Annotated in this window: 13 protein-coding genes and 4 pseudogenes; 6 read left to right on the forward strand and 11 right to left on the reverse strand. The window is 71.7% G+C overall.

Annotation, left to right across the window (positions count from 1 at the left end):
* Positions 1-44: 44 nt before the first annotated feature.
* Positions 45-242: pseudogene (locus tag IE251_RS40790) on the forward strand (L-threonylcarbamoyladenylate synthase); the annotation flags it as partial.
* 75 nt (positions 243-317) lie between these two features.
* On the opposite strand, the gene IE251_RS05170 reads toward IE251_RS40790, so the two are convergent.
* Positions 318-3,308 carry a S8 family serine peptidase gene (locus IE251_RS05170; protein WP_229896604.1) on the reverse strand — a complete coding sequence of 997 codons (2,991 nt, stop codon included), beginning with the start codon at positions 3,306-3,308 and terminating at the stop codon, positions 318-320.
* 278 nt (positions 3,309-3,586) lie between these two features.
* Between IE251_RS05170 and IE251_RS05175 the strand changes: the two genes are divergently transcribed.
* A complete protein-coding gene (locus IE251_RS05175) occupies positions 3,587-4,570 on the forward strand; it encodes a transcriptional regulator (RefSeq protein WP_189751667.1) in 984 nt (327 codons plus the stop codon).
* A gap of 243 nt (positions 4,571-4,813) precedes the next feature.
* Here the strand turns inward: IE251_RS05175 and IE251_RS42280 are convergent, their stop codons facing one another.
* The 4 genes and pseudogenes from IE251_RS42280 to IE251_RS42295 all read right to left on the reverse strand — a co-directional run bounded on the left by IE251_RS42280 (position 4,814) and on the right by IE251_RS42295 (position 5,884).
* Positions 4,814-5,080 carry an integrase core domain-containing protein gene (locus tag IE251_RS42280; protein WP_434095174.1) on the reverse strand — a complete coding sequence of 89 codons (267 nt, stop codon included), beginning with the start codon at positions 5,078-5,080 and terminating at the stop codon, positions 4,814-4,816.
* Positions 5,081-5,085: 5 nt separating this feature from the next.
* Positions 5,086-5,376 (reverse strand): annotated as a pseudogene (locus tag IE251_RS42285) (DDE-type integrase/transposase/recombinase); the annotation flags it as partial.
* Positions 5,377-5,533: 157 nt separating this feature from the next.
* Positions 5,534-5,689 (reverse strand): hypothetical protein, encoded by a 156-nt coding sequence (locus tag IE251_RS42290; RefSeq protein WP_434095172.1) that lies wholly within the window; start codon positions 5,687-5,689, stop codon positions 5,534-5,536.
* A gap of 15 nt (positions 5,690-5,704) precedes the next feature.
* The gene (locus tag IE251_RS42295; RefSeq protein ID WP_434095171.1) at positions 5,705-5,884 is read right to left on the reverse strand and encodes a transposase; all 180 of its coding nucleotides are present in this window, start codon (positions 5,882-5,884) and stop codon (positions 5,705-5,707) included.
* 210 nt (positions 5,885-6,094) lie between these two features.
* On the opposite strand from IE251_RS42295, the pseudogene IE251_RS05185 reads away from it, so the two are divergent.
* Positions 6,095-6,436, forward strand: a pseudogene (locus tag IE251_RS05185) (transposase); the annotation flags it as partial.
* Between the two features lie 22 nt (positions 6,437-6,458).
* On the opposite strand, the gene IE251_RS05190 reads toward IE251_RS05185, so the two are convergent.
* On the reverse strand, positions 6,459-7,640 hold the full coding sequence (locus IE251_RS05190) for an IS110 family RNA-guided transposase (protein WP_234470172.1): 1,182 nt from the start codon (positions 7,638-7,640) through the stop codon (positions 6,459-6,461).
* Between the two features lie 469 nt (positions 7,641-8,109).
* On the opposite strand from IE251_RS05190, the pseudogene IE251_RS05195 reads away from it, so the two are divergent.
* A pseudogene (locus tag IE251_RS05195) lies at positions 8,110-8,586 on the forward strand (IS5 family transposase); the annotation flags it as partial.
* A gap of 113 nt (positions 8,587-8,699) precedes the next feature.
* Here the strand turns inward: IE251_RS05195 and IE251_RS05200 are convergent.
* The 5 genes from IE251_RS05200 to IE251_RS05220 form a co-directional block, all read right to left on the reverse strand.
* Positions 8,700-9,305: an alkaline shock response membrane anchor protein AmaP gene (locus IE251_RS05200; protein ID WP_189751669.1), complete on the reverse strand. Its 606-nt coding sequence runs from the start codon at positions 9,303-9,305 to the stop codon at positions 8,700-8,702.
* Positions 9,306-9,327: 22 nt separating this feature from the next.
* Positions 9,328-9,897, reverse strand: a complete 570-nt coding sequence (locus IE251_RS05205; protein ID WP_229896605.1) for a DUF6286 domain-containing protein — start codon at positions 9,895-9,897, stop codon at positions 9,328-9,330.
* Between the two features lie 166 nt (positions 9,898-10,063).
* Complete coding sequence (locus tag IE251_RS05210) at positions 10,064-10,468, reverse strand: Asp23/Gls24 family envelope stress response protein (protein WP_189751670.1); 405 nt, start codon at positions 10,466-10,468, stop codon at positions 10,064-10,066.
* Positions 10,465-10,632: a hypothetical protein gene (locus IE251_RS05215; protein WP_189751671.1), complete on the reverse strand. Its 168-nt coding sequence runs from the start codon at positions 10,630-10,632 to the stop codon at positions 10,465-10,467. Before IE251_RS05215 ends, IE251_RS05210 begins: the two co-directional genes overlap by 4 nt.
* A gap of 48 nt (positions 10,633-10,680) precedes the next feature.
* Positions 10,681-11,169 carry an Asp23/Gls24 family envelope stress response protein gene (locus IE251_RS05220; protein ID WP_189751672.1) on the reverse strand — a complete coding sequence of 163 codons (489 nt, stop codon included), beginning with the start codon at positions 11,167-11,169 and terminating at the stop codon, positions 10,681-10,683.
* A gap of 152 nt (positions 11,170-11,321) precedes the next feature.
* Between IE251_RS05220 and IE251_RS05225 the strand changes: the two genes are divergently transcribed.
* Entirely contained in the window at positions 11,322-11,900 is a 579-nt protein-coding gene (locus IE251_RS05225) for an RNA polymerase sigma factor (protein WP_189751673.1), read from the forward strand.
* Positions 11,891-12,538: a hypothetical protein gene (locus tag IE251_RS05230; RefSeq protein WP_189751674.1), complete on the forward strand. Its 648-nt coding sequence runs from the start codon at positions 11,891-11,893 to the stop codon at positions 12,536-12,538. Before IE251_RS05225 ends, IE251_RS05230 begins: the two co-directional genes overlap by 10 nt.
* The last annotated feature ends 35 nt before the right edge of the window (positions 12,539-12,573 follow it).

A 12,573-nucleotide genomic window follows, 5' to 3' on the forward strand; every position in this document is an offset into this window, starting at 1 on the left:
GTAGGCGAGGAGACGTCGATCCGGCAGTTCTCGGTGTGTCCGGCGTCCTCCAGGCGCTCCTCGCCGAACTGGGCGAATCGCTGCTCTCCTGCACGCTGCTGCTGCCCGATGAGGAGGAGCCGCTGACCCAGCGCTGGGAGATCAAGGAGCGCCTGGACCACGAGGTGGACATCGTCATCGACTTCTTCGTCGGCGAACTGGAGATCGTGCACAGGCGAGCGGGCGACACTTCGCGGTTCGAATGGCCGGCACGTGCGGAGCACGCGTGTGGGGGCGGCACGCGTGTGCGTGCCGCCCCTGTCGGCGGGTGCCGGGATTCAGTTGAGGGTCAGGAAGGAGCCCGCCCCGTTGCCGTACTCGATCCAGGCGCCGGACCGGGCGTCCGCCGGGACACCGGACCAGGCGGCGGTCAGGTCGGTCGGCACGCCGGGGGTGACGCGGGCCCGGTCGGGCGTGACCGTGACCTTGCCGGTGACGGGGCTGTCCGCGGTGATGTGGTTCACCTGATAGGTGTACGGAGTGACGGTCTCGTTCTCGGCCCCGATCGCGACCAGGGACACGAAGATGGCGTCGGCCGTGGGATGCGGCACGGTGATGGTGACCGCTCCGTCGCTGTCGGCGTCGGCGGTGTGGACGTCCTGGAGGACCCCGCCGACCTTGCTGCCCCAGAGGACGCCCGTGAGCGTGTCCTCCGCCGCGTCGAAGCGGACCGTGATCTGCGACGCCCTGGTGCCGGACGGGATCTCGGCGTCGTAGGAGATCTGCTGCGTCGTGGTCAGGGTGCCCTCGGTGGCGGGCGAGGAGACCGGTCCGTAGGCGGTGGCCGTCAGGGTGCTGGTGGCCGGGGTGACCGAGAATTGGGTCGAGCCGCTGGAGCCGGATCCCTTGATCTCGGCGGGGGCGCGGACGATCTGCGGGGTGACGACGATCGGGCTGCGGACGGTGGTGCGGCCGGAGGTCCAGGTGAGGGACCCGGTGTCGGCGCGTCCTGCGGGCGCGGTGGTCACGTCCAGGGTGACGGTGAAGGTGCGCTTCTGGCCGGGGTGGCTGAAGTGCAGTACGGACGGGCTCACGGTGGCCTTGATGCCGGGGAGGTCCACCCGGGCGCGGTAGGTGCCGGCCGCGGTCGCGGTGACGGTGCGGGTGACGGTCTGCTTGCCGAAGAGGTCGCCGATGGCTATGGACGGGTAGTTGAGGTCGCTCGGGTCGATGGCCTTCGTTCCGGTTCCGGTGTGCACGCCGGAGCCTTCGAGGTACGCGAGCCAGTCCCGCTCGCCCGAGTCGTAGACGAGTCCGGGCCGCAGCATGGCCCGTGCGTCCACCTCGCCGGCGCCCTGCGCGAAGGCGTCGTCGCTGTTCTTGCCGTCCGCGGTCTTCGTCGGCGTGGCGGTGGTCATCATGGCCGACTTGATGCTCATCGGGGACCAAGTGGGGTGCTCCGAGAGGTAGAGCGCCGCCAGGCCGGCGATGTGCGGGGTGGCCATGGAGGTACCGGAGTAGTAGTCGAAGTCGTGGCCGTTGTTGCCGACCGGGGACACGGCCGCGAGGATCGTGACGCCGGGCGCGGTGATGTCGGGCTTGAGCAGGTCGCCGTTGCCGACGAGCGAGGGGCCGCGCGAGGAGAAGCCGGCCACCTGCGGGTAGACGTCCGAGGTGCCTCCCTTGGTGAGGGTGGCGGTGGCTCCGTCCGTGGCGGCGTAGGTGCGAACGGTGGTCGCACCGGGGGTGTTGAGGTGGACGACCGGCAGGCTGTGCAGGTCGCCGTCCGTGCTGTCGTCGCTGGAGTTGACCAGGACGACGCCGATGCCGCCGGCCCGTCGGACCTCGGCGGACTTGTCGAGGCGGGAGTTGTAGCCCCGTTCGCAGACGACGATCTTCCCGGCCGTGCGGGCGGGGTCGAGGGAGTCCGGCATGCAGTAGTCCGCGTAGACGTCCACGGTATCGGGGTCCCGGACCGCGGAGCCCAGGACGAGCGGGGCGGGGCCGACCTGCCGGCGCACGGTGGTGCTGATGCCGGTGTAGCTCGCGCCGTTGCCCATGGTCACGGTGCCGGTGTGCGACGCGATGGTGCCGGCGGCGACCGTGGTGGTCCAGGGCGCGGTGTTGTCGAGGGTGGACGCCTTCGGGCCGGAGTTGCCCGCGGCGGTGGCGACGAAGACTCCGGCCGCGGCGGCGTTGCGGAGCGCGACCTGCGCCGGGTTGTCGTACGCGCTCTCGAACATGCCGCCGAGCGAGTAGTCGATGACGTCCACGCCGTCGGCGACGGCCTGGTCGATGGCGGCGACGAGGTCGCTGGTCAGACCGCCGTCCGACTCGCCGTCCTTGCTCTGCCAGAGGGCCTTGTAGACGGCGATGGCGGCTGCGGGGGCCACGCCGGAGACGGTGGCGAGGTCCTCACCGCCGACCGTGGCGCGGACGTTGGCGTTGCCGGCCGCGGTGGACGCCGTGTGGGTGCCGTGGCCCTGGCTGTCGCGCGGGGAGATGTATCCGGCCCGGTTGGACTCCGGAACGGCGTCGAACCAGGCGTCGCCGAAGTAGCGGGCGCTGATGACCTTCTCGTTGCAGGCCGCGGCGGTGAAGCTGTCGCCGGTCTGGCAGGTGCCCTTGAAGGTGCCGCCGTCCGCCTTGTGCATCACGGTGGTCGTGCCCACTCGGTAGGGGCGGTAGCGGTCCTTCTTGCCGGGCTTGCGGGAACTCAGGGCCGGGGCGTCGAAGGAGGGGTTCTCCGGCCAGATGCCGGTGTCGATGTCGCCGATGACGATGCCCTTACCGGCTTCGGCGGTCCCACCGAGGGCCTTCCACAGCCCCTTGGGGCCGGAGAGTCCGAGGAAGTCGGTGGAGCTCCGGTCGTCGGTGGCCTGGTGGAAACGGTCGGGGGCGATGTTCACGACGCTCCCGGTGTGGGCGAGGCGCACCAGTTGGCGGGCGTCGAGCCGGGCGCTGAAGGTGTTGGTGGTGACCGCGTAGTGCTGCCGGACGGTGGCGCCGACCTTCTTGGCGACGCGGGTCTGCTGGTCCGTCAGGTGGGTGCGGTACCGCTTGGCGGCGGCCGATGCGACATCGAGCTTGCCGCCCTCGGCGGGCTTCGTGGCGGCAAGGTCGCCGACCCCGCCGTCGTAGGTGACCAGAGGCTCGTCGGCGAGGGTGACCAGGTAGGTGCCGGTGGCGGATTCGGCGATCGGAGCGGCGACGGGAGCGGCGGTGGCGGTCGTGGCGAGGGGAAGGCTGAGCGCGGCAAGGGCGGTGGTGAGCGAGGCGGCGAGGGCGGCTCGCCGGTTGCGCGACGTTCTTCGCGGCAGAAGTGACACGGACTCTCCTCATGGATTTCCACGCACGCCGGAGAGGCGAGCGTGGGTGCTCGCCTGCGGCGTGCGCTGGGGGCGGGAATCTCCGAACCGCCTGGCACCAGAGGTGACTGACGGGTGGTCCGGGATGAGTGAACGCTGTGCAAATACCGACTGTCCAGATAACGTGATGGCGTCTTTGGCGTGGTGACCAAACGCGCCACGCGTGGGAAGACCGGTCGGCCCGCACCGAAGGCAAGGGCCTCCCGCGCTGTCCACTCGCGTGGCAAGGAGGGCCGGCTGTGCTGGAAGCCGTGGGTGTGAGCGCGTTCGACGAGAACGTGTACCGGACGGTGTTGTCGGGACAGCAGTGCACGGTGGGCGATCTCGCGGAGAGCGCGGGCGCCGGAGTGGCGCGTACCCGGCAGGCGTTGAAGCGGCTGGCCGGTCTCGGCCTCGTGCGGCGAGTGGGCCGGGGCCGCTGGGAGGCGGTGAGCCCCCGGTCGGCGCTCTCGGCCCTGCTGCACCGGCGTCGGTCCGAGGCGGAGACGCTGTACGGCGAGGTGGAGGCGGAACTGTCGGGCCTTCACCGCCTGTACTGGGCCAATCAGTTGAGGTCGGACCCGGAAGCCCTGGTGGAAGTGCTCTCGGACCCGAAGGTGATCGCCCGGCGGATCGACGAGGTGAACCGGTCCGTCACCACCCATTTATGGACGCTGGACAAGCCGCCGTACCTGGACGCGGTCGGTCAGCCGCACTTCCACGAGCAGGAGAAGGCGACCACCCGCGAGTGGGTGGAGCGCGGCGTGGACATCCGGGGCGTGTACTGCCTGGAGTCGATCGATCCGCCCGGCCGGATGGAGACCGTTCTGCGGCTTGCCGCGCTCGGAGAGAAGTCGCGGCTGCTGCGTCATCTCCCCTTCAAAGCGCGGATCGTGGACCGCAAGGTGGCGATGGTGCCGCTGACCGGTGGCAGCAAGGAATCCATCGTGCTCGTGCATCCGTCGGGCCTGCTGGACGGGCTGATCGAGCTGTTCGAGGCGTACTGGGAACGCGCCGAACCGCTGCTCGCCCATCAGGTGGACGAGGTGGAAGAAGGGCCTACCGACGAGGAGTTGGTGCTCGTGCGTCTGCTGCACGCCGGCTTCAAGGACGAGGCGATCGCCCGGCAGCTGGGGGTCAGCGTCCGCACGGCGACGCGGCGGGTGGCGGCTCTGCTGCGCACACTGGACGCCGGTACGCGGTTCCAGGCGGGGGTCCGGGCGCGGGAGCGCGGCTGGATCTGAGCCCGACCGGGGGTCGCCCGGCCTTCACCTCTCCGTGCGTCCGGTCCTTGACAGCGTCGCCCCAGCGACTGCGGAGCACTCCCTGCCGGGGTTGCCGCTCTACCGAGAGGCCACCGCGCGGGCGGACGCGGTGACAGGGGATCTTTAGGCAGGCACGAAGAGAGCCGACGCATGAGCCGCGCACAGTCGCACTACACCTCGGCGGACGGGGGGCGTCCCCGAGGGGTGGACACCTTTTGTTCATTATGTGGCGAGTGTCGGGGTAGCTGGCTGCTGTTCGAAGGCGATCGGTGCCTGCTGTCCGCTTGCCGAGTGCCGCCGGCGGTTGTCGCGGGTGGTCCATCGGAAGACGGCCCGGCGGCAGGCGCGGGCCCCATCGAAGCGGCGAGCGCCGCGGAACGTCTCGCCTTTGAGGGCCGCGTTGAAGCTCTCGGCGAGCGCGTTGTCCGCGCTCGTGCCGACCGCACCCATGGACTGCCGTACCCCAACTCGGCGTAGGGACCGGCGAATTCGCCGGAAGTGTGCTGGGCTCCGTGATCACAGTGGAATACGGCTCCGGCCAGGCTGCCGCAGGTCGCGGCGGCCGCATGGAGTGCATCGGCGACCAGCGAGGTGCGCATGTGGTCGGCGATCGACCAGCCCACCAGGGGGCGCGAGAAGCAGTCGATCACCGTCGCCGGATACAGGAACTTGCCGTCGCCCGCCAGCAGGTAGGTGATGTCCCCGACATACTTGGTGTTCGGCGTGTCCGCAGTGAGTTCGCGCCGCAGCAGGTCCGGCACGGGCGTGGCGGAGGGACCGGGCACGGTGGTGACCTGGCGTCTGCGCGGCCGCAGGCCGGCGAGCGCGGCGTCGGCCCGCCACTTGTAGAAACTGGAGCGGGCGACCTCCAGACCTCCAGCACCTGGCGCAACCGCTTCATGCCCCAGGCGCGGTGGTGGTCCTCGACGAAACGGCAGCGGTTCACCAGTTCATCTCGGCGGCGAAAACTACGTCGCCTTGCGCAGGATGTCCCGCCCGACCGCGAGCTTCCGGGTTCTCCTTGCGCACCGCCTTCGCCTCTGCGCGCAGGGCAGCGATCTCGGCCTGCAGTTCCTGTTCCGTGATGACCTCGCTCACCAGGACGTCCTTCGTCTAGCTGTTCGTCATGCCGCTTTCACTGCGACGGGCCCGCTCGGCCCGCACCCGGTTGCGCAGCGTCTCCCGGCTGATGCCCAGATCCCTGCCGATGCCCCCGATGGTGTGGCTCGGGTCCGACGGGTACAGCGCGACCACGTCCGTCTTGAACTCGGGCGAGTAAACCTTCATCACCATAGAAGGCGCCTCCTACCCGTCCCCTGCCGGGACCGGAGTCAGAGGTGTCCACCACTCGGGGACAGGTCCCGAACGACAACCGCAAGCAGGTCGGCGGCGGCCGCACAGTGCCGCCGGCCATGAAGCGAGCGGGGCGGACTTACTGATCGTTCAGAATGAGTTGAGCTGCGGGTCTTGTGCTCGACGATCTCGGTCGGCAGTGTGTCGGGGGTGCGTGCTGATCTTGTGCCCGACGACCTGTGGCAGCGGATTGCTCCGCTGTTGCCCCCTGCTCCCGAACGACGTCACCGCAATCCCGGGCGGCTGCGTGTTCCGGACCGCGTGGCACTCGCCGGCATCATGTACGTGCTGCGGACCGGTGTCGCCTGGCGCGATGTCCCCGCGGAGATCGTTGGCTGCTCCGGGGTGACGGCCTGGCGCCGACTGCGGGACTGGACCGAGGCCGGCGTCTGGCCCCGCCTGCATGCCCTCCTGCTGACCGAGTTGCGCCGCGTCGGCCTGCTGGATCTCGACGACTGTGCGGTGGACGGCTCGCACATCCGGGCCCTGAAAGACATCTCAGGGGGCTATGAAGTCAAGCCGCCTGCTCGGTCGGTGGTGACAGGAGCGGTGCGAACGCGTGCTGTTCATCAAACTGCTGGCGGGTCTTGAGGCAGTGATGGAGCTGGCCGAGAAAGCGGTTCAGCAAGTGCCGTTGTGCGGCGGCGTGCCAGTCTCCGTGCTCGCGTCGGCGCCGGTAGTGGACGTTGGCTCCTGGTGATGCGGTGAGGGCGGCGAAGGCCCAGAGGAAGCCGGCGTTGATGAGGCGGTTGTTCTTGACGAAGCGGCGGCCGACGAAGCGCTTCTTGCCGGAGGCTCGGGTGATGGGGGCGGATCCGGCGTACGACTTCAGCGCCCGGGCGTCGGTGAACCGTGCCCGGTCGTCGCCGAGCTCGGCGAGCACACGGGCGCCGAGCATGGGCCCCAGGCCCGGGAAGCTGAGCAGGATCTCGCTGTCGGCGTGCTGGTGAAAAGCGGCTGTGGCCGCCTCCGCGAGATCGTCCGCGGCCTGGCAGGTGGCGTCCAGCTGCTTGAGCAGGGCCAGGAGCTGGTGGCCGAAAACGTCCTCGACGCCGGGGAGCTGGTGGGCGTACTCGGCGCGGAAGACGGCCCGCAGCTGGGCGAGGGTGAGCTTCGCGGCCTTGGCCGGGGTCGGCGCCAGAGTGAGGATGACGCGGGCGTCAGCCCTGGTCAGACCGCCTTGCTTGCCCTGGAAAGCCAGCAGAGCAGCGGGGTAATACTCGCGCAGGAGTGAGCGGACCTGGTTGGCGACCTGCTGCCGGGTCCAGACGGCGTCCTGCTGGGCTCGAGCCAGGACCGTGATCGCCTGGGCGAGTTCGGAGTCGGCCGGCAGGGGCCGGTGGGCGTGCATGTCGGTGCGCAGGATGTTCGCCAGGACCAGGGCGTCGCCGGGGTCGGACTTCTTTCGGCTGACGCCGTGGCGGTCGCGGTAGCGGGCGGCGGCAAGCGGGTTGATCGCGAAGACCTGACGACTGCCCGTGCGCAGGCTCGCGACCAGGAGGCCGTGGCTGGTCTCGATGGCCACCGGTATCGGATCGTCTGGGCTGTCACCGTGCTCGGCAAGGAGGTCCAGAAGCTGGTGGTAGCCGGCCGCGTCGTCGGTGATACGGGCCTTGGCGAGCAGAGTGCCGGCTTCGTCGACGAGGGCGACGTCGTGGTGGCGCTCTGCCCAGTCGATGCCGCAGAACACGGTCAAGCTGTCCTCCCAGTTCCGTCCGTTTATGCAGGTCACGAGCACATGCGGGTCACGCGGCGCCCTAATCCAAGGACTCGTTGGTCCGCCATCTGAGTAGCCGTTCGCGACACCAGCGCACTCCAGGGGCTCGATCTTTCTGCAGAGCTCGCGGGCTCGCGGATGAACAAGAGGTCGACCCTGGAGCGGGCTCGCGCCGTGACGATCAACGTCCGAGTAGTCCCCGCGAGTTTCGCGGTGATCACGGAGGCGCCGGGCTGCGCCGCTCTTGACAGAGGCCTCAAGGGCCTGGAGAAACGGAGGCGTCAGCCTGTCGCCCGCGTCATCACCGCGAGCCCCGCAACGGACAGCGATGCCGCTCTTTGAGGAGGCCTTGAGGCCAGGGGGGATCCAGGCATTCGCTGTCCTATGCGAGCAGCCACCCCGGGGCAGTGCATGGTCCCGGGCCGTCTGCTTACGCACTGGATTAGGGGGGGATCGCACCGGTCCCTCGCCCGTTGACCGGAGCCGCCCCGGCTCCAAGCACCATCTGATCGTCGACCGTCACGGAACCCCGCTCGCCGTCACGCTCACCGGCGGCAACCGGCACGACGTCACCCAGCTTCTGCCCCTGCCGGACGCGGTCCCACCGATCCGGGGTCTGCGCGGACGCCCCCGCCGCAAGCCCCGGCGACTGTACGCCGACCGGGGCTACGACTTCGACAAGTACCGCCGCCTGCTGTGGAAGCGCGGCATCAAGCCCATGATCGCCCGGCGCGGTGTCGCCCACGGCTCAGGGCTGGGCAAGGTGCGCTGGGTGGTCGAGCGCGCCTTCGCCTGGCTGCACCAGTTCAAACGGCTCCGCACCCGCTAGGAGCGACGCGCTGATCTCCACCAGGGCCTGCTCGAGCTGGCCTGCAGCCTCATATGCCTCCGCCGCCTGCGCACCTCATTCCGAAACGATCAGTAAGCCGCCCCCGCCGGCACGGGCAACCGCTGCAGCCTCATTCCCCTCCAGGCGCGGAAGTCTGCGTCGGGCCGTGGAACCGTAGCCGCCTCCAGGATTGTCTGTTGGACTGCGGCTCACTGCGTGCGGTGCGGCGGGTGGCGGGCGATTTTCAGGCGGACCTCGGTGGGCATGTCGAGGCCGGTGGACCGGTGAGCGGTCCGCAGTGGGCCCTCGCACAGGGCGCCGAGGGTGGCGCCGGGTGCGCTGTGCGGGGTGAGGGTGAGCCCGACGCGGGTGCGCGGGTGGGCGGGGCGGCCGGTGATGCGTACGGCCGCGTGCCGGACCTCCGGCAGGGCACCGGCCTCGGCCGCGATCGCGTCGCTGAGCGCGCGGTCGCGCAGTTCGACGCCCTCCCGCGGGGGCGTGCCGCCGACGGGTAGCGCGCCGGGGCGGTGCCGGTTCAGCTGGGTGAGCAGCCACCACAGGGCGAGCAGGGCGGCCACGGCGAGCGCGGCGATGACCGCGGGCCACCACCACCAGCCCTGGCTGCTCCAGCGGGCCCGGTCGGCGGAGCCGAGCAGGACGTCGTCCGGGGTGGTCAGGGGCCAGCCGGCGGGCGGGTCCAGGCCGTGCCTGCGGTAGAGGTCGAACCCGGCGAAGAGGATCAGCAGTCCACCGCCGAGCAGGACCAGTCCGGCGAGGGCCAGCAGAGTACGGTTGAGTGCGGATCGCGGGGTCATGGCGCGGGCTCCGGGTTCTGCGTCAGTCGGTGTGTCGCCGTACCCGTACGACGATGCGGGGAGGGGCTGCGAGAGCGAGCCGGTCGCGTTCCTGGCCGAGGACGGCGGTGAGATCGTCCTTCACCTGGCGGGGGTCGCGGAAACGGACGTCCGCGCGGGCTGTGACGCGGTGGCGGCGTACCCGGACGTACGCCGCGCCGACGCCCGGGACCCGCAGGGCGGCGTCGCGCAGCAGGCCGGCGGCGCCGTCGCGGTCCAGCGAGGCCCGCAGCCGGGGGCAGCCGGCGGTGGAGCGCAGGGGCAGCCAGTGCCGCAGCCCGGGGGTGAGGGCCAGCGCGATCAGCCACAGGCCGACGGCCGCAGCCGCGGCAGCTCCCGTGAGCATCCACACGTCGTCCACGGGACGGGTAGCCAGCGCGTCGGTCAGGTGGCGCCGCCAGGCCGCCGAGGAGCGACCGGCCCGTACGGCGACGACGTCGGCCAGCGCCGCGACCGCCGCCACCAGAATCACCGCGGCGACCAGCGCCGCCGGCAGGCGGCGCGCGGACCACGGGCGGTGGGTCCGGCGCCCTTTGCCACGCTCTTGGGCCATGGTGTCCGGATCGGGTCCGGCGTGCCCGGACGGACCGGGCTCCTTCGTCAGCCGCACAGCAGGACGCGCGGACGGTGTGAGGCCACGGCCGGGCGGGCCGGGGTCGGGTGTCATCGCGGGCTCCCTTCCCGTGCGGCGGGCCGGACGGTCCGGGCCGCGCGGCCGTTCACCGGACCCGCCCCCGGCCCGGGTCGGCGGCGGTCACCAGCCGCCGGACGGTGACGGTGACCTCTCCCACCCGCAGGCCGGTCAGGTGAGCCACCCGTTCGGCCACGTCCCGCTGGATGCGCTCACAGACGTAGGCGAGGTCGGCCGGGTAGGGCAGGTCCATGGCCAGGTGCAGGCGCACCGATCCGGCGCGCACCGCGGCGGTGGCGCTCGGCGCCCCCGGCGTACCCGGGCCGGGCGGCACGGCCGCGCGCCGCGCCTGCGCCGTGCGGGCGGCTTGGGCGGCGACGCGCGCGACTACCCGATCCGGGATGACGGTGGCGCCCCGCTCGGCCGGTGGCGGCAGACCGGTGGCCGGCGCCGGGCCCGGCCCCTCGCCGGCGGAACCGGTCCGGCTCCTCACCGCTGCCTCCGTGTCCCGAGGCCGAGGTCGCCCTGCACGGCGAGGCCGGCGATCAACCCCGCCGCACCGAGGACCAGGACCAGCAGAAAAGCCCAGAAGCCGCCGAAGTAACCGGCGAAGCCCAGGGCCATGCCGGCCACGAGGCCCGTCATCGCTGCGTTCATCTCGCACTCACCCGTCTCGCCCGCGCCCGCCCGGGACGCGGGGGTGGATCACCGCACGCGGCCCTCGTCCGGTTCGGCTTCTTCTTCCTCGTCGGGCAGGTGGACGTCGTCGACGAGGATGTTCACCTCGACGACCTCCAAGCCCGTCATCCGCTCCACGGCGCCGATCACATTGGTACGCACCTCACCGGCGACGTCGACGATGGAGACGCCGTACTCGACGACGACGTCCAGGTCCACGGCGGCCTGCCGCTCGCCCACCTCGACCTTCACCCCCCGCGTGACCCCCGTGCCGCCGCCTGTGCCGGGCACGCGGTCCCGCACGGCGCCGAAGGCGCGGGCCATGCCCGCCCCGAGGCTGTGGATGCCCGGTACCTCGCGGGCGGCCATGCCCGCGATCTTGGCCACCACGCCGTCCGCGATGGTGGTCTTCCCCCGCGTCTCGGCCGGGGCCCCGGCCCCGGTACGACCCTTCAGCGCGCTCACGCCCGCGTCGGGCCGGCTGCCCCCGCCGACGCTGGTGATGTTCTCGGTCATGGCGGTCGCCTCGATCGGTCGGCGGGCACCGGTGTGGCGCCCTCACAAGGTTGGATACGGCGGGCGGGGCATCTCTCACACCCATTCGATGTGACACACATCACAAATCAATGTCCGGGTACCCGGACGGTCCAGCCCTGTGCGGGAACGCCATGACCGAACGCACTGCTCACCCACCCCCGGAACACAGCCTGCCGGACGGATTCCTGGCCGTGCGGGCGGCTGAGGGGGACGAGGACGCCTTCGCCGTTCTCGTCCAGCGGCACGGCCGGCCCCTCCTCGCCCTGGCCCGTGGCATGCTCGGCAACCCCCAGGACGCGGAAGAAGCCGTCCAGGACGCCTTCGTCAGCGCATGGCGGCGGCTGCCGGAGTTCCGCCACACCGCGGAGTTCCGCACCTGGATGTACCGGATCACCGTCAACCGCTGCCTGGCCGCGCGCCGCCGGCGCCGGCCGCCGTCCCTCCCGCTGGACACGGCCCCCGAACCTGCGGCGGGGGACGTCCGGAGCCAGCCCGCCCCCTGCGCCGAGCAGGACGCGGCCGTCGCCGCCCTGTCCCGCGCGCTCGACGGTCTCCAGACCGGGCAGCGGCTGTGCTGGATCCTGCGCGAGGTGCAGGGCCTGTCTTACAAGGAGATAGCCCACATGACGCGCACCAGCGAACAGACCGTGCGCGGCAGACTCTTCCGGGCACGCCGATCCCTCCAGGAGGCGATGAGCCCATGGCGCTAGACGACGCGCGGGCGCGCCCCGCCACACCCGCCCGACCCCCCGCCGGCACGCCGCCGTTCGCGGGTGACGAGGTGCTGCCCTGCGGCCGGTTGCTCAGCCGGGTCTGGGAGCAGGCGCGGGACGCCGCGCCGGCCGCCGACCCGCACACCGTCTCCTGTCCGCACTGCCGTGAGGCCGTCGAGGCACTGGCCACGCTGGACGCGGCCACCCGGGCGCTGCGCGCCGTGGACGCCGCCGCCCACCACGCGCTCGCCGGCCGCGTCATGAACACCGTCAGGACGGAGGTACGGCTGGGACGGCTGCTGCCCGTGGCCGACCCCGACCAGGACCTGCGGATGACCGAGCGCGCCGCCGCCCGGGTGCTGCGGGCCGCGGCGGACGCGGTTCCCGGTGCGCGGACAGCGTCCTGCCGGCTCGCGCCCGAAGGCGCAGACGCCGGCGTGCGGGTGACCATGACCCTGGCCGCCGCCCCGGACCGCCCACTGCCCGACCGGGCCGGTGAGGTGCGCCGGTCGGTCCTCCACTCGGCCGGACAGGACCTGGGACTCGCGCTGACGGCCATCGACATCACCGTCGTCGACCTCCTGACGCCCGACCCGCCCCCGCACCCAGGCCCGGCGAGCGGCGCCGTGCGATGATCTCGCCCGGCCGGGGCGACCGCGCCTGCTCGAGA

This window comes from Streptomyces eurythermus (genome assembly GCF_014649115.1).
GTDB classification, from domain to species: Bacteria; Actinomycetota; Actinomycetes; order Streptomycetales; family Streptomycetaceae; genus Streptomyces; species Streptomyces eurythermus.